This window comes from Bifidobacterium sp. LH_419 (assembly GCF_056356955.1).
Genome location: NZ_JBKEVG010000005.1, coordinates 1 through 25,544, shown reverse-complemented (window position 1 = coordinate 25,544; position 25,544 = coordinate 1). Strand labels below are relative to the sequence as shown.

Sequence of the window (25,544 nt, the reverse complement as noted above, 5' to 3'; positions counted from 1 at the left end):
AGAGGGGGCCGAGCAAGGCGTCAGTTCTTATGCAACTTGGCGTTGAGTTCGATGCCGGTCTTGCGGTAGCGCGCCTCGATGCGGCCGTTCACCGAGTTGCGGATGAACAGGATGTTGTCCTTGCCGGACAGGTCCGCGCCCTTGACGACCTCGAGCGGTTCGCCGGCGGCGGCCTTCGCCTTGTCCCAGATGGTGACCTTGGTGCCGGCGGTCACGTACAGGCCCGCCTCGACGACGCAGTTGTCGCCCAGGGAGATGCCGATGCCCGCGTTCGCGCCGAGCAGCGAGTGCTCGCCGATCGAATTGCGCAGCTTGCCGCCGCCGGACAGGGTGCCCATGATCGAGGCACCGCCGCCGATGTCGGAGCCGTTTCCGACGACCACGCCCTGCGAGACGCGGCCCTCGACCATCGAGACGCCGAGCGTGCCGGCGTTGAAGTTCACGAAGCCGGCGTGCATGACGGTGGTGCCCTCGGACAGGTGGGCGCCCAGGCGCACGCGGTCGGCGTCGCCGATGCGCACGCCGGACGGCACGACGTAGTCGATCATGCGCGGGAACTTGTCGACGCCCAGCACGTTGACCGAGGCGGCCGGGGCGGCGGCCGGCAGACCGGCGTTCGCGGCGAACGACTGGGCGGCCGCGGTGGCGGCGGCCTCGACGTCGGCCTTGCGGGCGTTGAAGTCCTCGACGGCGAACGGGCCGTAGTTGGTCCACACGACGTTGTTGAGCGCGCCGAAGATGCCGTCCAGGTTGAGTGTGTTCGGCTTGGCGAGGCGCATGCTCAGCAGGTGCAGCTTCAGGTAGGCGTCCTCGGCGTTGGCGATCGGGGCGTCCAGGTCGCTCACGGTGAACACCGGCACGCGGCGCACGCCGCGCGCGTCGGCCTCGTCGTGGGCGAGCACGCCGAAATCATGGTTCGGACGGTCCGCCTCGGCGGGGGCGGCACCGAGCGCGAGGCTCGGATACCACACGTCCAGGGTGTTGCCGGCGGCGTCGATGCTCGCCAGGCCCCAGCCGTACGCGGTGCGTTCATCAGTCATCTGCAATGCTCCTTACATACATCGGGATACAGGTTGCTTCCATGTCCACCTTAGCCTGCGCGCTCGTCGGGCGCGTGCCGTGCCCACGTGATGTTCCACGGGGTGTTTCACGCGCGCGCCGCATCCCGTTACGCCCGCGGCCGAGCGTGCCCCGCCGTTGACCAAGCGGTAGGGTACAATCGCGCACCGTGAATGACTATCGGCAGGATGAACGCGGCGATCGCGAGCGCCGCCGCCGCACCATGGTGCGCGCGGTGTGCATCGTCATAGCCGCGGCCATGCTGATCTCCTTGGTGGTTCCCGCCATCTACGCCGGTCTTTGACGTCCCGTCACGCGTGTTCCCCGCGTGACGTCCAGCCTCGCACGCCCTCGGCAGGTTCGCGGCCGCGGGGCATGCGGCGAAAGGCGCGTCGCGCATCCGCCGGACGGGGGAGGGGAGCACGAGGCCCGAGGACGGGCGGCACCCCAAGGTTTTTCAAAGGTACGAAACATAAGGTAGACAACGATGGCTGAATTTGACTATTCCCAGGCGATCGCCGACGTGCGCGCCAAGTACGACTCCATCGCCAAGGCGCTGGACGTGGACCGCATGAAGGCGGACATCGCCGAGCTCGAGCAGCAGGCGGCCGCCCCCGGTCTGTGGGACGATCCCGAGAACGCGCAGAAGGTGACGAGCAAGCTCTCCGCCGCCGAATCGCAGCTGAAGCGCCTCACCTCCGCCGGCTCGCGCATCGACGACGTGGAGACGCTCGTCGAGCTCGGCCGCGAGGAGGAGGACCAGGAGTCGCTCGACGAGGCGAAGACCGAGCTCGGCTCGATCGCCGACGACCTCGCCGCGATGGAGATCCAGACCCTGCTCGACGGCGAATACGACGAGCGTTCCGCCGTGGTGACGATCCGCTCCGGCGCGGGCGGCGTGGACGCGGCCGACTTCGCGCAGATGCTGCTGCGCATGTACCTGCGCTACTGCGAGCGCATGGGCTTCAAGGCGAAGGTGATGGACACCTCGTACGCCGAGGAGGCGGGCATCAAGTCCGCGACCTTCCAGGTGGACGCGCCGTACGCGTACGGCCGTCTGAGCGTCGAGGGCGGCACGCACCGCCTCGTGCGCATCTCCCCGTTCGACAACCAGGGCCGTCGCCAGACCAGCTTCGCCGCCGTCGAGGTGGTGCCGCTCGTCGAGGCGACCGACCACATCGACATCCCGGACACCGACATCCGCGTCGACACGTACTGCTCCTCCGGCCCCGGCGGCCAGGGCGTGAACACGACCTACTCGGCCGTGCGCATCACCCACCTTCCCACCGGCCTCGTCGTGACGATGCAGGACGAGCGCTCGCAGATCCAGAACCGCGCCGCCGCCATGGCCGTGCTTCAGTCCCGACTGCTCGTGCTGCGCCACGAGGAGGAGGCGAAGAAGAAGAAGGAGCTCGCCGGCGACATCAAGGCCAGCTGGGGCGACCAGATGCGCTCCTACGTGCTGCACCCGTACCAGATGGTCAAGGACCTGCGCACCGGCTACGAGACCAGCCAGACCCAGGCCGTCTTCGACGGCGATCTCGACGGCTTCATCCAGGCGGGCATCCGCTGGCGCCACGAGCAGCGCCGCGCCGCCAAGGAGGAGGCCGAGGCCTAACCCGGCCCCGGCCCCGCAAGGCCGCACCGGCCATACAGGCCGTACAAGGCTTACCAGGCTTCACAAGGAAAGCGAATCAATGGCACTCATCTCATTGGAGCATGTCAGCAAGATCTACCCGAAGGGCACCCGTCCCGCGCTCGACGACATCAACCTCGACATAGACCGCGGCGACTTCGTGTTCCTCGTGGGCGCGTCCGGCTCCGGCAAGACCACGCTGCTGAGCCTGCTGCTGCGCGAGGAGGAGGCCACGGACGGCGAGATCCGCGTGGCCGGCAACGACCTGCGCCGCATCTCCGACCGTCAGGTTCCGCAGTACCGTCGTTCGATCGGCTTCGTGTTCCAGGACTACAAGCTGCTCAACAACAAGACCGTGTGGCAGAACGTGGCGTTCGCGCTCGAGGTGATCGGCACGCGCCGGTCCGCCATCAAGTCGATGGTGCCGAAGGTGCTGGAGACCGTCGGCCTCACCGGCAAGGAGCAGAACTACCCGCACGAGCTGTCCGGCGGCGAGCAGCAGCGCGTGGCCATCGCCCGCGCCTACGTGAACCATCCGCAGATCCTGCTCGCCGACGAGCCGACCGGCAACCTCGATCCGACCACGTCGCTCGGCATCATGGAGGTGCTCGACGCGATCAACCGCACCGGCACCACCGTCGTCATGGCGACGCACAACGAGGAAATCGTCAACTCGATGCGCAAGCGCGTCGTCGAACTGCACACCGGTCACATCGTGCGCGACGAGGAACACGGATCATACGATTCGTCCACCTACTTCCCCGACGCGGAAGTCACGTCGAAGGCGCATCGCGCCATCGGCGCGGACGAACGGTTCCGCGCGGACAGCACGGACGCGACCGAACGCATGGACGCACACGCCGCCATCGAGGCGGGCGCGCTCGCGGCCGGCGCGATGGACGGCGACGAGGGCATCGCCCGTCTCGCCCAGTCCGTGCATTCCGGCCGCACCGGACGTTACGGCGAGGCGTTCGCCCCCGTCGAGACGACGCTCACGTGGGGCAAGGGACTGAATCTCGAGGAGGAGGCCGAGCGGGAACGCCGCGAGCGGGAGGCGGAGAAACCCGCCCCCGCCGCGCAGGCCGCCGCGGCCACGCCGGCGGACGACGCGGCGACCGCGGTGGTCGCGCCCGTCGACGCGACCGACGACGTGACGGACGATCCGGACGCGAAGTTCAAACCCAAGGCGGCCACGGCGCAGGCCGGCGGCAGCCTGCTGACGCCGCCCGCGCCGCCCGCCGCGAAGGCCGGGCACGGGCGTGCGGAACAGGCGGAGGCGACGGACCGGACCGGACAGACCGAGCCGCCGGCGCCGCCCGCCGGATCCGCGCCGCTGACGCCGCCCGCGCCGCCGGTCCCGCCGACGGCGCAGGCCGCGGCGGACGCGACGGCGGGGAACGGCGACGACGCGACCGGTGACGTGACCGACGACGCCGGAACCGCGGCCGACGGCCGAAACGATGACGACGAGAAGACGAACGAGGAGGAGACCCGATGAGGGCGCGATTCATCCTTTCCGAGACTTGGACGAGCCTCAAGCGCAACGTGCCGATGATCGTCTCGGTCATGCTCGTCACCTTCATCTCCTTCGTGTTCATCGGCGCGTCCGCGCTCATGCAGGCGCAGGTGACGCGCGCGAAGGGCGAATGGTACGACAAGGTCGAGGTGATCGTGTGGCTCTGCCCGGACGGCACCAGCCAGGCGGCCAGCTGCGCGACCGGCAAGGCCCCCACGCAGCAGGAGATCGTCGAACTGGAGGACTTCATCCACCAGGAGCTGCGCGACAACGTCTCGAAGATCTCCTACGTGAGCCGTGAGGACTTCTTCAAGAACACGTTCCTCAAGCAGTACCCGAACGGCGAATACCAGGGCCGCACGCTCACCGCCGCCGACATGCAGGACTCGCTGCAGCTGAAGCTCAAGGACCCGACCAAGTACAAGATGGTCGCCGAGGTGCTCAACGGCAAGACCGGCGTGGAGGAGGTCGTCGACCAGAAGCAGATCTTCGACCCCGTGTTCGCCGTGCTCAACCGGGCGACCGTCGTCACCGTGGTGCTCGCCGTCGTGATGGTCGTCGTCGCGATCCTGCTGACCGGCACGACGATCCGCATGTCCGCCGCGTCGCGCAAGAACGAGACGGAGATCATGCGACTGGTCGGCGCGTCCAACTGGACGATCCGGCTGCCGTTCATCCTCGAAGGCGTGATCGCCTCGCTCGTCGGCTCGCTGCTCGCCGCCGGCGCGCTCGCCGCGATCGTGCAGGTGTTCATCACCGACGGGGTCGCCAAGTCCGTCAGCTGGATGCCGTTCGTCACGCAGGGCACCGTGTGGCTAGTCGCGCCCGCGCTCGTCGCCGGCGCCGTGCTGCTGTCCGTCGTGGCCTCGGCGGTCTCGCTGAGCCGTTATCTCAAGGCGTAGGCGGGCATAGGCTCAAAGCATAGGCGGGTTGCCGTCTCAGCAACCTCCGTTACAATGTGCGGAAGCAATCCGGAAGGAAGGACCGAAGTGTCGAAGCGTTCCAAGACGTTGCAAGCAGGACTCGGACTCATCGTGTCGGCCGCGATGACCGCGGTGTGCGGCATCGCCATGACCGCGGCGTACGCGCCCGAGGCGAAGGCCGTTTCCGTCCAGGAGTACCAGCAGAAGGTCGCCAGCCACGCGGACATCAAATCCAAGCTCGCCGGCGTGAACGCCGACCTCGCCAACCAGATTCTCGAACTGGACTCGCTCGCCAACGACCAGATTCCGGCCGCCCAGGAGGCGGCCACGAAGGCGCAGCAGGCCGCGCAGCAGGCGCAGGACCTCGCCGACGCCACCACCGAGCGCCTCAACGCGGCCAAGAAGGACAAGGCCGACCTCGAGCAGAAGATCAAGGACACCGGCATCGAATACGACGATGCGAAGGACTCCGTCGCCGAATCGGCGCGCGACAGCTTCCACGGCTCGCAGGCCTCCACGGTGATGAGCGTCGTCACCAACGCGACCACCACCGACGATTTCGTCAACCAGATGCAGTCCGACGCGGCGGCCACGCGTTCCGCGGCCAACGCCGCCAACGACGCCGCCGTCTCGATGAACACGTCGATGAACCGCAAGGAGCGTCTGGCCGCCATCGAGGACCAGATCAGCCAGCTCAAGGACCAGGCCGACAAGCAGGCCGCCAGCGCCCAGTCCGCCGCCAAGGACGCCGCCGCCAAGCAGGCGTCGCTCGAGGCGCTGCAGGAGAAGGGCACGGCAGCCCGCAAGTCCCTGGAGGAGCAGAAGAGCAGCCTGACCACGCAGGAGGCCAAGGAGGCGGCCGACATCGTCTCCATGCAGGCCGACCTCGCCGCGCAGGCCGCGGCCAACGCCGCCGCCAGCAACAACAGCAGCAACGCGGGCTACACGCCGGGCACCGGCTCGCAGCAGCAGACCGGCGGTTCGACCGGCGGCACCACGACCGGCGGCACCACCAACAACGGCGGCGGCTCAAGCAACAGCGGCTCCAACTCCGGCGGCGGCACCGCCAACGGCATGGACTACGCCGTGCCCGGCAGCTGCCCCGAAGGCTCCAGCTACTGCTACGGCCACAACACCGGCAACACGGTGGGCGGCTCCGCCTACCCGGCCCGCCAGTGCACGCTGTGGGCGTACATCCGCCGTTCGCAGCTGAGCCTGCCGGTCGGCTCGTACATGGGCAACGGCGGCCAGTGGGCGGCCACCGGCGCGAGCCTCGGCTACTACGTGAACAACACGCCGCACGTCGGCGCCGCGATGGTGTTCCTGCCCGGCCAGAGCGTCGGCGGCCACTGGACGGCCGACTGGCAGTACGGCCACGTCGCCGTCGTCGAACGCGTCAACTCCGACGGCTCCGTGCTCATCTCCGAAGGCGGCACCGGCTTTGCCACCTTCCCCGCATGGGAGACCATCTCCAATGCGGGCGCCTACCAGTACGTGCACTACTGATTGGTGGGCTCGTATCGCATCCGCGCGCATGCGGGGAGCGAACGGGCTACGCGCTGCGCGATGGGGAAGCGCCGCCAGGCTTCGGCCGGCGGCGCTTCGTGCTATCGTGTTGTGGTTCGCGGGGCAACGACGACAAGGAAGGGAGGTCCCCGATGGCCAAGGAGGAAGGGACGAAGCTCATCGTCCAGAACAAGAAGGCGCGTCACGACTACGTCATCGAGGACAAATACGAGGCGGGTCTCGTGCTCACCGGCACCGAGGTGAAGTCGCTGCGCGAGGGACGCGCCTCGCTCGCCGAGGCGTTCGTCAGCATCGACCGGCGCAACGAGATCTGGCTGGAAGGCGCGAACATCCCCGAATACCTGAACGGCACGTGGAACAACCACGCGCCCAAGCGCAAGCGCAAACTGCTGCTGCACGAACGCGAGATCCTGAAACTCGCCCGCCAGATCGAGGCGAAGGGCTACACGATCGTGCCGATCAGCCTGTACTTCAAGGACGGACGCGTCAAGGCGGAGATCGCGCTGGCGCGAGGCAAGCGCGAATTCGACAAGCGCCAGGCGCTGCGCGAGGCGCAGGACAAGCGCGAGGCCCTGCGCGCCATGCGCTACGCCAACAAGCGCTCCCACTGAGCCCGCATGTCCACGTTGTGGGACGTGGGGGTGAGATTTACGGGTTCGTAGCATGGGGGACCTACTCTCGCGAATCAGTCGGGAAACATACCCGCCCGACCGACATTCTCTGAGAGAGGAAATCCAATGTCATCCAGCATGGGAATCAAGACCTTCACGGCCGCCGCGTTGTGCGCGGCGATGCTGTTCGCCACCGCCGCCTGCGGCACCTCCGACGCGTCCGACTCGTCCGCGTCCGGCTCCGGCTCGTCCGATTCGTCGTCCAAGATCGAAAGCTTCGACGTCTCCGGCATCCAGAAGGACGAGGCGATCGCCAAGCTGCTGCCCGAATCCGTCACCAAGGACGGCGTGCTCACCGTCGGCACCGACACCTCCTACGCCCCGGCCGAGTTCCTCGCCGAGGACGGCAAGACCCCGGTCGGCTACGACGTCGACCTCACCAAGGCCCTGGGCAAGGTCTTCGGCCTCAAGACCGAGAACGTGACCAGCACGTTCGACTCGATCATCCCGTCCGTCGGCTCCAAGTACGACCTCGGCATCAGTTCGTTCACGATCACGCCGGAACGCGCCCAGGCCGTCGACTTCGTCAGCTACTACAAGGCTGGCTCCACGTGGGTCGTCAAGAAGGGCAACCCCGAGAAGTTCGACTCCTCGAACCTGTGCGGCCTCAAGATCGCCGTCCAGACCGGCACCACCCAGGAGGAGGAGGTCACCGCCGCCGACAAGAAGTGCCCGGCCGACAAGAAGATCGACATCCTCTCCAACAAGCTGCAGACCGACGTGACCACCAACGTCGTCACCGGCAAGGCCGTCGCCTTCTACGCCGACTCGCCCGTCGCCGGCTACGCGATCAGCCAGACCGGCGACCAGCTGGAATCCTACGGCGAGGACGTCGGCGTCGCCAAGCAGGGCGTCGCCATCAGGAAGGGCGACGCCGCCACGGCCGAAGCCGTGCAGAAGGCCATCCAGAAGCTGATGGACGACGGCACGTATGAGAAGCTGCTCGACCACTGGGGCGTCAAGTCCGGCGCCATCGACAAGGCCGAGATCAACCCGACCGACGTGGAGGGCTGATCCCGCCGTTGAGTCCCCGCCGTTAACCGGTTCGTAGTAGCCGCCCGGTATCATCGCGACTCAGCGAGACGACATCATATTGCATATCTATACGCGATTATGTATACTTATGCATATGTGGCGGGGCGGAGAGTGGCCGCCGTGATGAACGCATCATCGCGGCGGCCACCGTTTTTCCGTTCCGAGGACCGAAACGCCAGAAGAAGTACCAAGAGAAGAAGGACATCATGTCGTTCACCACCAGGATGAAGACCATCACGGCCGCCGCGCTCGGCGTCGCCATGCTGCTGCCGCTCGCCGCATGCGGCACCACCGACGAAGGCGACGGCTCGACCGGCGGCTCCAGCTCCGCCGCCATCGGCAGCTACGACGTCTCCGGCGTCAAGAAGGACGAGGCGATCGCCAAGCTGCTGCCCGAATCCGTCACCAAGGACGGCGTGCTCACCATCGGCACCAACCCGTCCTACGCCCCGGCCGAGTTCCTCGACGCCGACGGCAAGACGCAGATCGGCTACGACATGGACCTCGCCCGCGCGCTCGGCAACGTCTTCGGCCTCAAGACCGAGGTCGTCTCCTCCAACTTCGACACGATCATCCCCGCCATCGGCTCCAAGTACGATCTCGGCATGGCCGCGTTCACCATCACCCCCGAGCGCATGAAGTCCGTCGACTTCGTCTCCTACTTCACCTCCGGCATGGCCTACGCCGTCAAGACCGGCAACCCGAACAAGGTCGACGAGAAGGACCTGTGTGGCCTCAAGGTCGCCGTCGAGACCGGCACCGTCGAGGAGACCGCCATCAACGAGACCGCCAAGCAGTGCAAGGCCGACGGCAAGAAGGACATCGAGATCCAGTCCTCCAAGCAGCAGACCGATGCCACCACCGCCGTCGTCACCGGCAAGGCCGACGTGTTCTTCGCCGACTCCCCGGTCGTCGGCTACGCGATCGCCCAGACCGACGGCCAGCTCGAGCAGCTCGGCAAGGACTTCGACTCCGTGCCGAACGCCATCGCCATCAAGAAGGGCGACACGGGCACCGTCGAAGCCGTGCAGAAGGCCATGCAGAAGCTGATGGACGACGGCACCTACGACAAGATCCTCAAGCACTGGGGCGTCGAATCCGGCGCACTGAAGACCGCCGAGGTCAACCCGGACGTCGAAGGCTGAGCGAAGCACCACTAAGGAGCCGAACATGGCAAAGAAACAAGTCGATGGCGAAGGACTGAACATCCCGAACCGCATCAAGGCGCTGCCCGTCAAGAGCCCGGGGCCCGTCGTGGCCGCCGTGATCGTCGTGCTGCTCGCCGCGATGCTCATCCAAGGACTCGTCACCAATCCGCGACTGGACTGGCCGACCGTCTGGAAGTACCTGTTCAACGAGAACGTGCTCGAAGGCATCGGCTACACGCTGATCCTCACCGTGCTCTCGATGGTCGTCGCGATCATCCTCTCGGTGATCCTCGCGATCATGCGCAAATCCATCAACCCGGTGCTGCGCGGCGTGAGCTGGTTCTTCATCTGGTTCTTCCGCGGCACCCCTGTGTACACGCAGCTCGTGTTCTGGGGCCTGTTCTCCGTGCTCATCCCGAAGATCAGCCTCGGCGTGCCCTTCACCGACATCTCGTTCTGGAGCATCGACTCCTCGGTGGTCATCACCGCGTTCAACGCCGCATGGATCGGCCTCGCCCTCAACGAGGCCGCCTACCTGTCCGAGATCGTGCGCGCCGGCCTCGAAGCCGTCGACCCCGGCCAGACCGAGGCGGCGCAGGCGCTCGGCATGAACCGCACGCTCATCATGCGCCGCATCATCCTGCCACAGGCCATGCGCATCATCATCCCGCCCACCGGCAACGAGACCATCGGCATGCTCAAGACCACGTCCCTCGTGCTCGCCGTGCCGTTCACGCTGGAACTGCAGTTCGCGACCAACGCGATCGCCAACCGCATCTACAAGCCGATCCCGCTGCTCATCGTGGCCTGCATCTGGTACCTGCTCATCACGTCCATCCTGATGGTCATCCAGTCCCGTCTCGAAAAGCACTTCGGCAAGGGGTTCGACGCCCGCCCGGCCGGCGCGCGCGGCAAGCAGCCGCCGCTGCCCGGCAAGACCGAAGGCGAGCCGAAGGACAATGTCGACAAGCTCAACGACGCCACGTTCAGCGGGCTCACGGCGTGAGCGGGAAGGAAGAGACACGATGACACAGACCAGCATCCCCGCGAACATCCCCGCCACGCCGACCGCCGCCGTGCCGGCCGTCAAGGCCACGCAGGTGCACAAGGCGTTCGGCTCGCTGCACGTGCTCAAAGGCATCGACCTGACCGTCCAGCCCGGCACCGTGACCGTGATCCTCGGCCCCTCCGGCTCCGGCAAGTCCACGTTCCTGCGTCTCATCAACCAGCTCGAGACGATCACCGGCGGCTCCATCGAGGTCGACGGCGAGCTCATCGGCTACAAGCACGTGACCAGGAACGGCCAGGACATGCTCCAGACCCTCAACGACAAGGAGATCGCCGCACAGCGCTCCAAGCTCGGCATGGTCTTCCAGCGCTTCAACCTGTTCCCGCACATGACCGCGCTGGAGAACGTGATGGAGGCGCCCGTCCACGTCAAGCATATGAACAAGGCGCAGGCCAAGCAGCTCGCCATCCAGGAGCTGGAGCGCGTCGGACTCGGCGAACGCCTCAACTACTATCCGGCGGAACTGTCCGGCGGTCAGCAGCAGCGCGTCGCCATCGCGCGCGCCCTCGCCATGCAGCCGGAGATCATGCTGTTCGACGAGCCCACGTCCGCGCTCGACCCCGAGCTCGTCGGCGAGGTCCTCAACGTCATGCTTTCGCTCGCCAAGGCGGGCATGACGATGGTCGTCGTCACGCACGAGATCGGATTCGCGCGCGAGGTCGCCGACCAGGTCGTGTTCATGGACGGCGGCGTGGTCGTCGAGGCCGGAGGCCCCGAGATCATCGACCATCCGACCGAACCGAGGTTCAAGGACTTCCTCCAGCACGTGCTGTAGTTGTAAGCATTCCGTGCAGTTCAGGTGTCCGCGATGGGCGCCGATATCCGCTTAGTGACACGCTCCGGGCCGCTCTGGCCAAGTCTTTACGGTCATACAGCGGATATCGGCGCCCATCGCTCGTTTCGCGGCTGCCTTGCGTTATGCGCGAAGTGGTCCGTCGCGTTGCCGTCTCTTGGTAAGGTAGAGAGCTATGTGTGGAATCGTTGGATATGCAGGACATGTCGAAACCGCGTGCGGCAAACCGCTGGAGGTCTGCCTCCAAGGTCTGAAGCGACTCGAATACCGTGGCTATGATTCGGCCGGCGTGGCCCTGACCGCGCCCGGCATGGACCACGTCGAGGTGCGCAAGAAGGCGGGCCGCCTCGCCAACCTCGTCGAAAGCATCGAGAAGAAGCCGATGCCGCTGGCGACCGTCGGCATCGGACACACGCGCTGGGCCACGAACGGCGTGCCGAGCGACGTGAACGCCCACCCGCACACCAGCATGGACGGCAAGGTCGCCATCATCCACAACGGCATCATCGAGAACGCCTCCCAGCTGCGCCTCGACCTGCAGGCCGAAGGTTACCGTTTCGCCTCCGCCACCGACACCGAGGTCGCCGCCAAGCTGCTCGGCAAGATCGTCGACACCATCATCCGCGAGGAAGGCAAGCCGGACCTGTTCAAGGCGGTGCGCCGCATGGCGCGCATGCTCAAGGGCGCGTTCACGATCCTCGCCACCGACTGCCGCCAGCCGGACATCGTCGTCGGCGCACGCCACGACTCCCCGCTCGTCGTCGGCCTCGGCGACGGCGAGAACTTCCTCGGCTCCGACGTGGCCGCGTTCGTCGCGTACACGAAGCGCGCCATGGAGGTCGACCAGGATCAGGCCGTGTGCGTGAGCGCCGACAAGGTCATCGTCACCGACTTCATGGGCAACGTGGTCGAGAACCCGAAGACCTACACCATCGACTGGGACGCCTCCGCCGCCGAGAAGGGCGGATGGGACTCGTTCATGGACAAGGAGATCCACGAGGATCCCGCCGCCGTGCAGCGCACGCTCCTCGGCCGCTACGACAAGAACGGCGATGTCACGCTCGACGAGATCCACATCGACGAACACGACTTCAAGGCCATCGACAAGATCATCGTCATCGCATGCGGCACCGCCGCCTACGCGGGCATGGTCGCCAAGTACGCGATCGAGCATTGGGTGCGCATCCCCGTCGAAGTGGAGCTCGCGCACGAGTTCCGCTACCGCGACCCAATTCTCACCCCGCGCACGCTCGTCGTCGCCATCTCCCAGTCCGGCGAGACGATGGACACGCTCATGGCGCTGCGCCACGCGCGCGAACAGGGCTCCAAGGTGCTCGCCATCTGCAACACGCAGGGCGCGTCCATCCCGCGCGAATCCGATGCCGTGCTGTACACGCACGCCGGCCCGGAGGTCGCCGTCGCCTCCACCAAGGCGTTCGTCGCGCAGATCACCGCCGCCTACGTGCTCGGCCTGTACCTCGCGCAGGTGAAGGGCGCGATGTTCCGCGATGAGATCCAGCAGACCATCGACTCGCTCAAGGACATGCCGCGCAAGATCCAGTGGGTGCTCGACACGCAGACCGGCGCGATCGAGAAGGCCGCGAAGCAGATGCTGAACGCGCAGTCGTTCCTGTTCCTCGGCCGCCACGTCGGCTACCCGGTCGCCATGGAAGGCGCGTTGAAGCTCAAGGAGATCGCGTACACGTTCACCGAGGGCTTCGCCGCCGGCGAGCTCAAGCACGGCCCGATTGCGCTCGTCGACGAAGGCGAGCCGGTCGTGTTCATCGTGCCGCCGGAACGCGGCCGCAACGTGCTGCACGCCAAGGTGCTCTCCGGCATCGAAGAGGTGAAGGCGCGCGGCGCGTACATCATCGCCGTGGCCGAAGAGGGCGACAAGGACGTCGAGCATTATGCGGACGTCGTGTTCTGGCGTCCGAAGTGCCCGACGCTGATGAGCCCGCTCGTCGACGTGGTCCCGCTGCAGCTGTTCGCCATGGACATGGCCAAGCTCAAGGGCTACGACGTCGACAAGCCGCGCAACCTCGCCAAGTCCGTCACCGTGGAGTGATGACGAAGCGACATCGGTATGTGATCGAGGAGCCGCGGATTCCGTTCGAACTGGACGTGGTGTATGAGGATGCGGGGATCGTCGTCGTCGACAAGCCGCATTTCCTCGCCACCACGCCACGCGGCATGTGGTATCGCGAGACCGCGCTGATGCGCCTGCGCGAAGCGTACGGCGACGACGCGATCGTGCCGGCGCACCGTCTTGACCGGATGACCGCCGGCATCGTCGTGTTCGTAAGGGACCCTGCGTTGCGCGGCGCATACCAGATGCTGTTCCAGGAGCGGCGCGCGGAGAAGACGTATGAATGTCTCGCGCCGTGCGCGCCGATCGCGCGGCCGCAGTACGGGACGATTGAACGGTTGGAGCCGCCGCGCGTGTTCCCGCTGCGGCGGCGCTCCCGCATCGTCAAGGACCGCGGGGTGCTGCAGGCGTACGAGACGCCAGGCGCGGTGAACGCGGAGACCGTGGTGGAGCTGGGGGTGTCGGGGGCGCGCTCACGGAGCACGTCGTCGGCGCGCCCTGCGTTGCGCGCGTATACGCTGCATCCGCGGACCGGCAAGACGCATCAGCTGCGCGTGCACATGAATTCGATCGGATTGCCGATCGCCGGCGACGATTTCTACCCGCGCATCCGCCAACGCGCCTACGATGATTTCAGCGAGCCGCTCGCGCTCGTGGCGAGACGCCTCGCATTCACGGACCCGGTCACAGGGGAGCGGCGCGAATTCGTCTCCCGCGTGCCGCTATGGGAAGGTCGGTATTAGGCCCCCTCTGACGAGGGGGCTCCCGGCGAAGCCGGGTGAGGGAGAGACAGGAGCGGCCGTAAGGCCGCGGGAGATGTGGCATCGGCCGAAGGCCGATTCGATTTCTCCGCGTCCTTACGGCCGCTCCTCTTCTCTCCCTCCGTCATCGCTTCGCGATGACACCTCCCTCGTCAGAGGGAGGGCTGTATATGGATTCAGTCGAGTTCGATGAACTTGTCGAAACGGTAGTAGGTCTTCTTATAGCCGTTCTCCTCGTAGAAGCGGTGGCTGTCCGTGTGCTCGACGCGCGAGCACATCGTGATCTTGCCGCAGCCGAACTCGCGGGCCACCTTCTCCGCCCAGGCGAGCAGCTGGTCGCGGATGTCCTTGTCCTGATGCGCCTTCGCGACGACGAGCTCCTTCGTCTCGGCGACGCGTTCGCCCGCATGCAGCTGCCAGGTGCACAGGATGCCCACGAAGCCCATGACCACGCCGTCCTCCTCGTAGACGCCGAGGCGGCGGTCGAGTGAGGAGAGCTGGTCCACGTATGTCTGCGCGAACATCTGGAAGTTGAGATCGCAGGGGCTGGACTCGTTGACGATGTTGAACACCGCCGTGAGATCCGCGCTGGTGGCCGGTCTGATCATGGTCGTGAGCCTTTCATCGGGGTTGGAATGCCAAGGGAATCGTGTCATGCGACCATCATCGCATCATTGGGTGACGGGCGCATCGGTCGCATCGAACTGATGGTCGCTCCCCATCGTAACGGCGTACGCGCGAGGCGCGGAATGTCCCGCATACCATGTTTCGCCTTCCGTGCGTCCGCAGCGATGTTCCCCGTGCCTTTGAGACCGGCGTGACGGAACGGCATCCTGATAGGTAGGAAACGTTGCACGCACTCGGCCCCCATCCCGACGACGGAACGGCGGGCCGCGACCATCAGACGAACGGCGACGGCCTCGTGGACGAGACCGCCCGCCACCCCACAATGGAGGAGCTACCGTGAACATCCCTCTGGCGATACTCGGCTTCGCGACGATGATCATCATCACCGTCGTGCTGTTGAAGAAGAAGATGAGCATCCTGCTCGCCTTCACCGTGATCCCGCTCGTCGCCGGCATCATCGCCCTGTGCATCACAGGCGGCGGCATCGCCGACATCGGCAAGTGGATCGAGACCGGCATCGGCAAGACCTCGGACATCACGCTGATGATGCTGTTCTCCCTGCCGTACTTCATGCTCATCGCCGACACCGGCATGTTCGACGACATCGTCAAGGGCATCATGAAGCGCGTGCACATCACCGCGCCGATCATCTGCGCCCTGACCGTACTTGTCGCCTGCATCGTCGAGCTCGACGGCTCGATCACCTCCGTGTTCCTCATCACCGTGCCGCTCATGCTGCCGCTGTACGAGAAGTTCCACGTCGACAAGCGCGCCCTGCCGTTCCTCATCTGCGTGGCCATCCTCATCATGTGCAACACGCCGTGGAACCCGAAGATCCTGCGCGCCGCCAGCCTCGTCGACGACCCGAACGCCTCCACCAACCTGTTCCTGAAGCTCGTGCCCATCCAGCTGTTCATGCTCGCGCTGCTCATCGCCCTCGCCGTGTTCTTCGGCGTCCAGTCGCGCAAGCACCGCAAGGCCGGCGAGAAGATCGACTTCAGCCGCGAGGAGCTGCTCGCCCAGTTCAAGGACACCGAGCTCACCCGCCACGACCGCTTCTGGGTGAACCTGCTGTTCACCGCGTTCCTCATCTTCGTGCTCATCGTCTTCCAGTCGATCCCGCAGTACTACGTGTTCGCGTTCGGTCTGGTCGTCGCGCTCGCCGTCAACTTCCCCGACCTCGGCCAGCAAGGCAAGCTGCTCAAGAAGTACGCGGCCTCCCTGTTCCCGGTCGCGCCGGCCGTGCTCCTGTCCGGCGTGGTCGTCGGCGTGATGCAGGAGTCCGGCATGCTCGAGGCGATGGTCCAGGCGATGGTCGCCGTCGTGCCGCCCGCCATCGGCCCGTACTTCTACATCATCGTGGCCCTGTTCTCCACGCCGCTCATGCTGCTGTTCACCAACGACACGTGGTTCTACGCGCTGATGCCGCTCGTCTCCGCCTTCTCCGCGAAGTACGGCGTGCCCGCGGACGTGGTCATCGTCACCCTGTTCATGAACTTCGGTTCGATGATCTCCGTGATCGCCCAGCCGCAGCTGTACATCGCCACCGACCTGACCGGCATCACGCTCGACGAGCACATCAAGTTCTCGTTCCTCAAGCTGTGGGCCATCAACGTGGTGGTCGTCGCGTTCGGCGTGCTCACCGGCGTGTTCCTGCCGTGAGCGCGGGATACGGAAGATAGGGGAATGAATGAAGGGGACGTGCCTGCGGGCGCGTCCCCTTCATTGCGTGGGTGGGAGTCTCCCTTTCGTGGGTGGTCTACCCCTCAGTCGGCTTCGCCGACAGCTCCCCTGTCAAGGGGAGCCGGAATTGTCCCCTCAGTCATGCGAAGCATGGCATCTCCTCTGTCAAGGGGAGCCGGGATCACCCCCTCGGTCGCGCGAGGCGCGACAGCTCCCCCCCCCCCCCCCCCCCCCCAAGGGGCGCAGGAATCGTATGCGCCGGGAACCGCATTCCGTGGTCAGGTGCGGAAGCGGCGGTAGGCTCGGAGGCGGAAGGCGAGGGCGAGGATCGCGTAGTCGGCGAGTTCGCGCGGATTGTAGCCGGTGTCGCGGGCGATGCGGTTGAGCCGGTTCTGCAGCGTGTTCTTGTGCAGGAACAGCTCCTCGGCCGCGTGCACGATGCTGCCGTTGTGCCGCGTGTACGCGTCGAACGTCGTCTGGAAGTCATCGATCCGCGCCTCGTCGAGTCCGGCGAAGACGCGTCCGATGAACTGGTCGGCCGCCGCCGGAGGCGTCGCCGAGACCAGCACGCCCAGATCGAGGTCCTCGTAGCGGCCGATGCCGTCGCCGCCGGTGAACCGCTGCCAGTCGACGCTGGTGCGCGCTTGGTCGTAGCTCACGTGGTAGTCGTCGCCGTGCGCCGCGACGGCGCCGACGCCGAACCGCATCCGCCGGTGCAGCGTGCGCGCGATATCCGCCTGCAACGCCTCGAGCGTCGGCGCGGGATCGGCGGCGTCCTCCACGTCGACGAACAGGCAGCATTCCCGCGTACTCACCGAGACCAGCGTGCGGGGGAGCGCCGCCATATGTCGTTGGACGGTCAGATACAGCGTGTCGTACGCGGGCGTTCCGGCGCTCCCCGCGCCGCCGCCCGCATCGTCCACGCCCTCCATGCGCCCGACCACGGCGCGTCGGGGGCGTTTCAGGTCAAGTCCCAGCGTCGAGGCGAGATAGGCGACCATGCCTTCGTCGCGCCGTTGCTGGGTGAGCATCGTGACGAGGTTCGTCATCATGAGCCGCTGGTCGAAACGCGTCATCTGCTCGAGATTCTCGCGGATGAGGATCTCCGTCATCTTCTTGATGACGTTGCCGAACGGCTCCACCTCGGCGCGCTCGCCGGTGATGCCGATCACCGCCACCACCGAATCGTCGAACAGCACGGGCACGTTGATACCCTTGCGTGCGCCCTCGAACTGATGGTCGTCGTCGATGGAGACGGTCTGTTTGATCTGCACGGCGAGGCGTGCTCCGTCATGGCCGGTGCCGATGCGCGACGTGTCCGTGCTGGCGATGATCACGCCGTTCGTGTCGAACAGGTTGATCTCGTGACGGATCACGTCCTTGAGGTTCGCGACGATGGACTGCGCCGTCCGCGCATCGATCTCCATATGTCTCTCCTTTGCGCCTCGATGTGCAGGTCGATACCGGACATAGTACGCGGAACAATGTCGAAGCGGAAAAGACCGGTGTTCCGGGTGCCTGGACTATGGCCGATAACAGCCATCCCTCGCCATAATGGTGTCAACAACGTTTTCCGCAACACGCAACATCGAAGTCCAATGGAGGAGATGCGATGCTTCCCGTCATCGAGAAAATGGAGGTCGTGCCGGTCGCAGGCCACGACAGCATGCTGCTCAATCTGGCCGGCGCGCACGAGCCGTTCTTCACCCGCAACATCGTCGTCATGACCGACGCGGACGGCGTCGTCGGCGTCGGCGAGGTGCCGGGAGGCGAGGTCATCACCCGTCGTCTCGAATCGTGCATCCCGCTGGTCGAAGGCCGTTCCGTCAGCGAATACAAGGACATCGTCCTCACCTGCCAGCGCATGCTCAACGAACAGATCGCCGGCGCGGGCGCGGCAGGCGGCGCCGAGACCGCCCACGCGCAGATCTTCAAGAAGGTCACCAACGTGCTCACCGGCGTCGAGACCCCGCTGCTCGACATCCTCGGCAAGCGGCTCGGCGTGCCGGTCGCCGCGCTCCTCGGCGACGGCCAGGTGCGCGACAAGGTGCCGTTCCTCGGCTACCTGTTCTACGTGGGTGACTACCGCAGGACCGACCTGCCGTACCTGCACGACGACGATGACTCCGACGAGTGGGGCCGCATCCGCCGCGAGCCCGCCATGGACGCCGAGGCGGTGGTCCGTCAGGCCGAGGCCGCGCAGGCCCGGTTCGGCTTCCACGACTTCAAGCTCAAGGGCGGCGTGTTCGAGCCGGCCAAGGAGATCGAGACCGTCAAGGCGCTGAAGAAGCGTTTCCCGGACGCGCGCATCACCATCGACCCGAACGCCGCATGGTCGCTCGACGAGTCGGTGCGCCTGTGCCGCGGCATGGAGGGCACGCTCACCTACGTGGAGGACCCGTGCGGCGCCGAGGGACGGTTCTCCTCACGCGAGACGATGGCCGAGTTCCACCGTCAGACGGGTCTCGCCACCGCGACCAACATGTGCGACACCGACTGGCGCGAGATGAAGGCCGCGATCCGCCTCGACTCGGTGACGATCCCGCTCGCCGACCCGCATTTCTGGACGATGACCGGCTGCGTGCGCGTCGCCCAGCTGTGCCACGACATGGACCTCACGTGGGGCGTGCATTCGAACAACCACTTCGACATCTCCCTGGCGATGGTCGCGCAGGCCGCCGCCGCGGCACCCGGCTTCATCAACGCCTGCGACACCCACTACATGTGGCAGGACGGCCAGCACCTCGGCAAGGAGGCGCCGAAGTTCGAGGACGGTTGCCTGACCGTGCGCCGCGACGTGCCCGGCCTCGGCATCGACCTCGACCGGGAGAAGCTGGACGCCGCCCACGAGCTCTACGTGGCCAACGGCTGCGGCACCCGCGACGACGCGCGCGGCATGCAGTACTACATCCCCGGATGGGAGTACGACCCGCATCGCCCGGCCATGGTCCGCTGAGACCGCCCGGTGCCGTTCCAGCCAACCCGAACCACCCCGAACCAACCCGAATCGTAACCACCGAAATTCCCCAATGAAGGAGACCCCCATGGCAGTGCCCACGATCGAGAAGATGGAAGTCTACCCCGTCGCAGGCTACGACAGCATGCTGCTCAACCTGTCCGGCGCGCACGGCCCGTTCTTCACCCGCAACATCGTCATCCTCACCGACTCCGAAGGCGTCGAAGGCGTGGGCGAGGTGCCCGGCTCGAAGAAGATCACCGAAGTCCTCGAAGAGGTCAAGCCGATGGTCGTCGGCAAGTCGATCTTCGAATACAAGAACATCGTCAGGTCCATCCACGACAAGTACGCGGGCCTCGACGCGGGCGGCCGCGGCGACCAGACCTTCGACCTGCGCACCACCGTGCACGTGCAGACCGCCGTCGAGACCCCGCTGCTCGACATCCTCGGCAAGCACATGAACGTGCCGGTCGCCGCGCTCCTCGGCGACGGCCAGGTGCGCGACCGCGTACGCTTCCTGTGCTACCTGTTCTACGTGGCCGACCGCACCAAGACCGACCTGCCGTACATCCACGATGATGACGACTCCGACGCCTGGGGCCGCATCCGCCGCGAGCCGGCGCTCGACGCCGACGCGATCGTCGAACAGGCGAAGGCCGCCTACGAGCGCTACGGCTTCAAAGACTTCAAGCTCAAGGGCGGCGTGTTCGAAGGCGCGAAGGAGATCGAGGCCATCAAGGCACTGAAGCGCGAATTCCCGAACAGCCGCATGGATCTCGACCCGAACGGCGCCTGGTCGCTCGAGGAGGCCGTCGCCCTGTGTAAGGACATGACCGGCATCCTCAGCTACTGCGAGGACCCGTGCGGCGCCGAAGGCCGCTTCTCCGCTCGCGAGGTCATGGCCGAATTCCACCGCCGCACCGGACTCGCCACCGCGACCAACATGTGCGACACCGACTGGCGCGAGATGAAGAACGCCGTGCGCCTCGACTCGGTGACCATCCCGCTCGCCGACCCTCACTTCTGGACCATGCAGGGCTGCGTGCGCGTCGCCCAGCTGTGCCACGACTTCGACCTGACCTGGGGCGTGCACTCCAACAACCACTTCGACATCTCCCTGGCGATGGTCGCGCAGGCTGCGGCCGCCGTGCCCGGCGAATACAACGCCTGCGACACTCACTGGATCTGGCAGGACGGCCAGCATCTGACCAAGAACCCGCCGAAGATCGAAGGCGGCGAGGTCGCCGTGCCGCGCGACGTGCCCGGTCTCGGCGTCGAGGTCGACCGCGAGGCCGTGCTCAAGGCCCACCAGCTGTACAAGGACAACGACTGCGGCACCCGCGACGACTCCGTCGGCATGCAGTACCTGATCCCCGGCTGGAAGTTCGACGGCAAGCGCCCGGCCCTCGTGCGCTGAACCCATGCGCTGAAAGGAACCGCATCCCATGTCCAAGCCCATCGACATCGAACGCTTCAACGGCATCTTCGTGCCGATCCTCATGCCCGTCGTCAACGAGCGCGACGGCGCGATCGACATCCCGCGCCTGCGCCGCCAGGTCGACCACGTGATCGAACACGGCGTCGACGGCATCCTCGCCTTCGGCTCCAACTCGGAGTTCTACATGTTCTCCGACGACGAGATGCTCGAAGCCACCCAAGCGATCATCGAGCAGGCCGCCGGCCGCGTGCCGATCATGTTCGGCGTCGGCCACATCCGCACCAGCCAGTGCGTCGAGCTCGCCCGCCGCGCCGCCGAACTCGACATCGACGCGATCAGCGTCCTCCAGCCGATGTTCATCACGCCCACGCAGCCGGCACTCGAACACCACTTCACCGCCATCGCCGAAGCCGTGCCGGACACCGCCGTACTCATCTACAACAACCCGGGCCTCGCCGGCTATCCGATCGCGCTCGACACGATCGTGCGGCTCGCGCACGACGTCGACAACATCGTCGGCATCAAGGACTCGTCCGGCAACATCACCAACCTGCAGGAGCTGGTGCGCCGCACCGCGGACATCGACTTCAAGGTGTTCGCCGGCAAGGACACCATCGTCTACGCGGGCTTCTGCTGCGGCGCGCACGGCGCGGTCTGCTCGACCGCCAACATCTACCCGGAGCTCGTGTGCGGCATCTACGACAAGTTCGTCGCCGGCGACCTCAAGGGCGCGCTCGCGGACCAGTTCACGCTCAACCCGATCCGCCTCTCCCAGGACGCGGCCAGCTTCCCGGCCGCCACCAAGGACATGGCGAACCTGCTCGGCATGGACGTCGGCCCCTCCGTACTGCCGACCGAGCCGACCGGGGGCGCCGCCCTCGAAGGCATGAAGCGCGCGATGCGCGACGCGGGCTACCTGGACTGATCGTCCGGCCCGACATCAACGAGAACGAACACCGAACCCGGAAAACCCAAGGAAAGGAGACGACCATGACGACGACACGCGTGCTGCTGGCATCCGACTCGTTCAAGGGTTCGGCGTCGAGCCTTGAGGTCGAGACGCTGCTCGAGGAGGGCGTGCGCCGCGTCATGCCGGACTGCGATGTCGTGAAATACCCGATCGCCGACGGCGGCGAAGGCACGGTGGACGCCGTGATCGCCGGCCGCGGCGGCGAGATCCGCGAGGTGCGCGTCTCCGGGCCGCTCGGCGACCCGGTCACCGCCCGCTACGGGCTGTTCGACTCCGGTCGCTCCGCCATCATCGAAATGGCCGAATCGAGCGGCATCACCCTGATCGAACAGAACATGCCGAACGCGCTCGGCGCATGCACGGAAGGCGTCGGACAGCTCATGCTCGACGCGCTCGACGCCGGTGCGCGACGTCTCGTCATCGGCCTCGGCGGCTCCGCCACCAGCGACGGCGGCGCCGGCATGGCGCGTGCGCTCGGCGCGCGCCTGCTCGACGCCGACGGCGCGCCGGTGCCGTGCGGACTCGCCGGACTGCGCCGACTGAAGACCATCGACGTGACCGGCATGGACCCGCGTCTCGCGCACGTCGAGATCGTCGCGCTCACCGACGTGACGAACCCGCTTACCGGACCCGACGGCGCCGTGCGCGTCTACGGGCGGCAGAAGGGCATCGACGAGGCGCGCATGCCGGAACTCGACGGATGGATGCACGACTACGCGCGGCTGCTCGCCGACGCGACAGGGCGCGACGCGGAGCGCGTGCCCGGCGCGGGCGCGGCCGGCGGGCTCGGCGCGGCGCTCGTCGCCTTCTGCTCGGCGCGCATCGTCAGCGGCATCGACGCGGTGCTCGACATCATCGGCCTCGACGACGTGCTCGACGGCGTCGACCTCGTCATCACCGGCGAGGGGCGCATGGACTCCCAGTCCGCGAACGGCAAGGCGCCGATCGGCGTCGCGCGGCTCGCCAAACGGCACGGCAAACCCGTCGTCGCCGTGGTCGGCTCGCGCGCAGACGACCTGGGACGCGTCTACGAGATGGGCGTCGACCTGGTCGTGCCCGCCGTGACCGCGCCCGCCACGCTCGGCGAGTGCATCGCACGCACCCGGGTCTCCCTCCCGATCGCCGGCGAAAGCGCGATGCGCGCCTTCCTGCTCGGCGCGGGACGGGCATAACATTTCCCATAGGAAGTTTTTCATACCGGATACGGCCGCGCACCGCGGCCAGAACGAAAGGAACACATCATGAAGGTCGGATTCGTCGGACTCGGAATCATGGGCAAGCCGATGGCGCTCAACGTCATCAAGGCGGGCTACGAGGTGACCGCCTACGACTTCAACAAGGCCCCGCTCGAGGCGATCGAGGCCGCCGGCGGCAAGGCCGCGGCCAACGGCAAGGAGGTTGCCGAAGCCTCCGACGTGGTCATCACCATGCTGCCGAACTCCCCGCACGTGGAGAACGCGCTGTTCTCCGAGAACGGCATCGCCGAAGGCCTGACCGAAGGCAAGGCCGTGATCGACATGAGCTCGATCGCCCCGCTCGCCAGCCGCGACTTCGCCGAGCGTCTCGCCAAGCTCGACGTCGACTTCCTCGACGCGCCGGTCTCCGGCGGCGAGCCGAAGGCCATCGACGGCACCATCGCCGTGATGGTCGGCGGCGAGCAGAGCGTGTTCGACAAGTACGAGCCGCTGCTCAAGACCATGGCCTCCACCGTCACGCTCGTCGGCGGCGTCGGCGCGGGCAACATCACCAAGCTCGCCAACCAGATGATCGTCGCCGTGAACATCGCCGCCGTCTCCGAGGCGTACTCGCTCGCCAAGAAGGCCGGCGTCTCTCCGGAGAACGTGTACAAGGCGATCCGCTCCGGCCTGGCCGGCAGCGTGGTCATGGACCAGAAGTCGCAGAAGATCTTCGACGGCGACTTCACCCCGGGCTTCCGCATCGACCTGCACATCAAGGACCTGCAGAACGCGCTCGACACCTCGCACGGTGTCAACGTGTCCGCACCGTTCACCTCGCTGGCCATGGAGATCCTCCAGTCGCTCAAGGTGCACGGCCACGGTTCCGACGACCACAGCGGCATCGCCGAGTGGTACGAGATGGTGAACAACTTCAAGCTGCAGAGCGGGGAGTGAGGGGATGACGCGCTTCGCGTGACATCCTGATGCTGTGAGGGGCCTGCGCTGGTTCGGATGGACGGTGCAGGCCCCTTGCCGTGCTCGTGTGGTGTGACGATGGCTTGCGCCCCCTGAAGGGGGGGGCGCAAGGAGGACGCCGCGCCGCAGGAGTGCGGCCTATTCGGTGAGGTCGCGGACGGAGCCGCGTTCGACGAGTTCGGTGGGGATGACGGTCTTCACGCCGGCGGGGACGCGACCGCCCTCGCACTGGCGCTTGAGCATCGAGAACGCCTCCAGGCCGATCTCGTCGAACTTCATGCGCATCGTGGTCAGGTCGAGGCGCGGCACCATGCCGTCCAGCGAATCGTCGACGCCGACGACGCTCACGTCCTCCGGGACGCGGCGGCCGCCCGCGCGCAGGCCGAGGATCGCGCCGTACGCCATCTGGTCGTTCGCCGCGTAGATGGCCGTGCACTCGGGGTCGTGGGAGAGGGCGAGTCCGGCCTGATAGCCGCTGTCCGCATCCCAGTCGCCCACATAGGTGGGCGGGATGCGCAGGCCCATCTGCTCGAGCGCGTCGCGCCACCCCTGCGCACGGCTCTGCGCCGCACGGGAGGCGGAGGGGCCGGCGATGTGGTAGACGGTCTTGTGTCCCTTGCTCAGCAGGTAGTCGACGATGGCGGTCGAGCAGCCATGCTGGTCGGCGTCGATTGTGGCGCAGGTGTCCGAGGGGTCCTCGCTGATGAGCACGACCGGCAGGTCTCGCGGCGGCGTGAACGAGTTGAAGTCGGGCAGGTTCTCCTCCATGACGATGATCACGCCGTCCACCGGCAGCTGCTTCATGCGCTCCACCGCCGCGGTGAGCGTGCGTTCCTTGTCCTTGCCCAGCATGTGGATGGTGACCGCGTAGCCGCTGGCGTCCGCGGCCATCGCGATGCCCTTGAGGATGCGGGAGTTGCCGAAGCTCGCGATGTTGAACATGACGACGCCGATATCCTGGAAACGCCCGTGCTTCAGGGCGCGGGCCGCGTAGTTCGGGCGGTAGCCGAGCTTGGTCATCGCGGCTTCGACGCGTCGGCGCGTCTCGGGCTTCACGGCGTCGCTGCCGTTGGCCACGCGGGATACGGTCTGCGGTGAGACGCCGGCTTCCTTGGCGACATCCTGCATCGACACCGTTGATGTGCGTTCCATTGCGCTTCTTCTCCATGACAGTTTTATGTTTTCGTTATCAATATAACATAGCGGCTGTGAGCTAAGGCGCGCCGGCGATTGGCGGAAGTCGGATGTGGTGATAACATGATTGCGTAAACATTTTACAGGGTGTTCGGTTCCTCCGATGGGACCGGTCGCTCGGACGATCCTTCGAAGGAGAGGGTTGGCATGGCCTCTAGTGATGTGACCGCCGCCACGGCTGCGCGTCATTCTGCTGTTGCCCGGGAGAACCGGCATAAGGCGGATTGGCGTGGTTGGAAGTTCATGGGTCCGTTTGCGGTGGTGTTCGTGTTCGTGTTCATCATCCCGATCGTGTA

The 25,544-nt window shown here is 66.4% G+C and carries 22 protein-coding genes and 1 pseudogene; 19 read left to right on the top strand and 4 right to left on the bottom strand.

Translation table 11 applies throughout. The annotated features are described in order from the left end of the window. Positions 1 to 20: 20 nt before the first annotated feature. Complete coding sequence (gene dapD / locus AC1AYX_RS04855) at positions 21 to 1,040, bottom strand: 2,3,4,5-tetrahydropyridine-2,6-dicarboxylate N-succinyltransferase (RefSeq protein WP_476502441.1); 1,020 nt, start codon at positions 1,038 to 1,040, stop codon at positions 21 to 23. A gap of 188 nt (positions 1,041 to 1,228) precedes the next feature. On the opposite strand from dapD, the gene AC1AYX_RS04850 reads away from it, so the two are divergent. The 12 genes from AC1AYX_RS04850 (at position 1,229) to AC1AYX_RS04795 (ending at position 14,209) form a co-directional block, all read left to right on the top strand. Next, positions 1,229 to 1,363, top strand: coding sequence for a hypothetical protein (locus tag AC1AYX_RS04850; RefSeq protein ID WP_476502440.1), 135 nt, complete (start codon positions 1,229 to 1,231; stop codon positions 1,361 to 1,363). Positions 1,364 to 1,546: 183 nt separating this feature from the next. After that, complete coding sequence (prfB, locus tag AC1AYX_RS04845; RefSeq protein WP_476502439.1) at positions 1,547 to 2,677, top strand: peptide chain release factor 2; 1,131 nt, start codon at positions 1,547 to 1,549, stop codon at positions 2,675 to 2,677. Positions 2,678 to 2,756: 79 nt separating this feature from the next. After that, entirely contained in the window at positions 2,757 to 4,193 is a 1,437-nt protein-coding gene (gene ftsE, locus AC1AYX_RS04840; protein WP_476502438.1) for a cell division ATP-binding protein FtsE, read from the top strand. Next, on the top strand, positions 4,190 to 5,113 hold the full coding sequence (gene ftsX, locus AC1AYX_RS04835) for a permease-like cell division protein FtsX (protein WP_476502437.1): 924 nt from the start codon (positions 4,190 to 4,192) through the stop codon (positions 5,111 to 5,113). Before ftsE ends, ftsX begins: the two co-directional genes overlap by 4 nt. A gap of 144 nt (positions 5,114 to 5,257) precedes the next feature. Beyond that, entirely contained in the window at positions 5,258 to 6,640 is a 1,383-nt protein-coding gene (locus AC1AYX_RS04830) for a CHAP domain-containing protein (protein WP_476502536.1), read from the top strand. Between the two features lie 152 nt (positions 6,641 to 6,792). Further along, positions 6,793 to 7,272, top strand: a complete 480-nt coding sequence (gene smpB / locus AC1AYX_RS04825) for an SsrA-binding protein SmpB (RefSeq protein ID WP_476502436.1) — start codon at positions 6,793 to 6,795, stop codon at positions 7,270 to 7,272. A gap of 126 nt (positions 7,273 to 7,398) precedes the next feature. Continuing rightward, positions 7,399 to 8,346 (top strand): ABC transporter substrate-binding protein, encoded by a 948-nt coding sequence (locus AC1AYX_RS04820; RefSeq protein WP_476502435.1) that lies wholly within the window; start codon positions 7,399 to 7,401, stop codon positions 8,344 to 8,346. 227 nt (positions 8,347 to 8,573) lie between these two features. Continuing rightward, positions 8,574 to 9,512, top strand: a complete 939-nt coding sequence (locus AC1AYX_RS04815; RefSeq protein WP_476502434.1) for an ABC transporter substrate-binding protein — start codon at positions 8,574 to 8,576, stop codon at positions 9,510 to 9,512. Positions 9,513 to 9,537: 25 nt separating this feature from the next. Continuing rightward, positions 9,538 to 10,521: an amino acid ABC transporter permease gene (locus AC1AYX_RS04810; RefSeq protein WP_476502433.1), complete on the top strand. Its 984-nt coding sequence runs from the start codon at positions 9,538 to 9,540 to the stop codon at positions 10,519 to 10,521. Positions 10,522 to 10,540: 19 nt separating this feature from the next. After that, positions 10,541 to 11,359, top strand: coding sequence for an amino acid ABC transporter ATP-binding protein (locus AC1AYX_RS04805; RefSeq protein ID WP_476502432.1), 819 nt, complete (start codon positions 10,541 to 10,543; stop codon positions 11,357 to 11,359). A 193-nt stretch (positions 11,360 to 11,552) separates the two neighbouring features. After that, the gene (glmS, locus tag AC1AYX_RS04800; protein ID WP_476502431.1) at positions 11,553 to 13,445 is read left to right on the top strand and encodes a glutamine--fructose-6-phosphate transaminase (isomerizing); all 1,893 of its coding nucleotides are present in this window, start codon (positions 11,553 to 11,555) and stop codon (positions 13,443 to 13,445) included. Then, entirely contained in the window at positions 13,445 to 14,209 is a 765-nt protein-coding gene (locus AC1AYX_RS04795) for a pseudouridine synthase (protein ID WP_476502430.1), read from the top strand. Before glmS ends, AC1AYX_RS04795 begins: the two co-directional genes overlap by 1 nt. A 194-nt stretch (positions 14,210 to 14,403) precedes the next feature. On the opposite strand, the gene AC1AYX_RS04790 is transcribed toward AC1AYX_RS04795, so the two are convergent. Next, positions 14,404 to 14,835 (bottom strand): GNAT family N-acetyltransferase, encoded by a 432-nt coding sequence (locus AC1AYX_RS04790; RefSeq protein WP_476502429.1) that lies wholly within the window; start codon positions 14,833 to 14,835, stop codon positions 14,404 to 14,406. A gap of 355 nt (positions 14,836 to 15,190) precedes the next feature. On the opposite strand from AC1AYX_RS04790, the gene AC1AYX_RS04785 reads away from it, so the two are divergent. Next, positions 15,191 to 16,516 (top strand): SLC13 family permease, encoded by a 1,326-nt coding sequence (locus tag AC1AYX_RS04785; RefSeq protein ID WP_476502428.1) that lies wholly within the window; start codon positions 15,191 to 15,193, stop codon positions 16,514 to 16,516. A 299-nt stretch (positions 16,517 to 16,815) separates the two neighbouring features. On the opposite strand, the gene AC1AYX_RS04780 is transcribed toward AC1AYX_RS04785, so the two are convergent. Further along, positions 16,816 to 17,964 (bottom strand): CdaR family transcriptional regulator, encoded by a 1,149-nt coding sequence (locus tag AC1AYX_RS04780; RefSeq protein ID WP_476502427.1) that lies wholly within the window; start codon positions 17,962 to 17,964, stop codon positions 16,816 to 16,818. A gap of 185 nt (positions 17,965 to 18,149) precedes the next feature. Between AC1AYX_RS04780 and AC1AYX_RS04775 the strand changes: the two genes are divergently transcribed. From AC1AYX_RS04775 to garR, 5 genes are all read left to right on the top strand, one after another. After that, the gene (locus AC1AYX_RS04775) at positions 18,150 to 19,493 is read left to right on the top strand and encodes an enolase C-terminal domain-like protein (protein WP_476502426.1); all 1,344 of its coding nucleotides are present in this window, start codon (positions 18,150 to 18,152) and stop codon (positions 19,491 to 19,493) included. Positions 19,494 to 19,581: 88 nt separating this feature from the next. After that, positions 19,582 to 20,910 carry an enolase C-terminal domain-like protein gene (locus AC1AYX_RS04770; protein ID WP_476502425.1) on the top strand — a complete coding sequence of 443 codons (1,329 nt, stop codon included), beginning with the start codon at positions 19,582 to 19,584 and terminating at the stop codon, positions 20,908 to 20,910. Positions 20,911 to 20,938: 28 nt separating this feature from the next. Next, entirely contained in the window at positions 20,939 to 21,856 is a 918-nt protein-coding gene (locus tag AC1AYX_RS04765) for a dihydrodipicolinate synthase family protein (protein WP_476502424.1), read from the top strand. A 65-nt stretch (positions 21,857 to 21,921) separates the two neighbouring features. Then, the gene (locus AC1AYX_RS04760) at positions 21,922 to 23,073 is read left to right on the top strand and encodes a glycerate kinase (protein WP_476502423.1); all 1,152 of its coding nucleotides are present in this window, start codon (positions 21,922 to 21,924) and stop codon (positions 23,071 to 23,073) included. 69 nt (positions 23,074 to 23,142) lie between these two features. Next, positions 23,143 to 24,033, top strand: coding sequence for a 2-hydroxy-3-oxopropionate reductase (gene garR, locus AC1AYX_RS04755; RefSeq protein WP_476502422.1), 891 nt, complete (start codon positions 23,143 to 23,145; stop codon positions 24,031 to 24,033). Between the two features lie 159 nt (positions 24,034 to 24,192). Here garR and AC1AYX_RS04750 read toward each other — a convergent pair whose 3' ends face one another. Continuing rightward, entirely contained in the window at positions 24,193 to 25,182 is a 990-nt protein-coding gene (locus AC1AYX_RS04750; RefSeq protein ID WP_476502535.1) for a LacI family DNA-binding transcriptional regulator, read from the bottom strand. Positions 25,183 to 25,395: 213 nt separating this feature from the next. Between AC1AYX_RS04750 and AC1AYX_RS04745 the strand changes: the two are divergent. Then, positions 25,396 to 25,544 (top strand): annotated as a pseudogene (locus tag AC1AYX_RS04745) (carbohydrate ABC transporter permease); the annotation flags it as partial.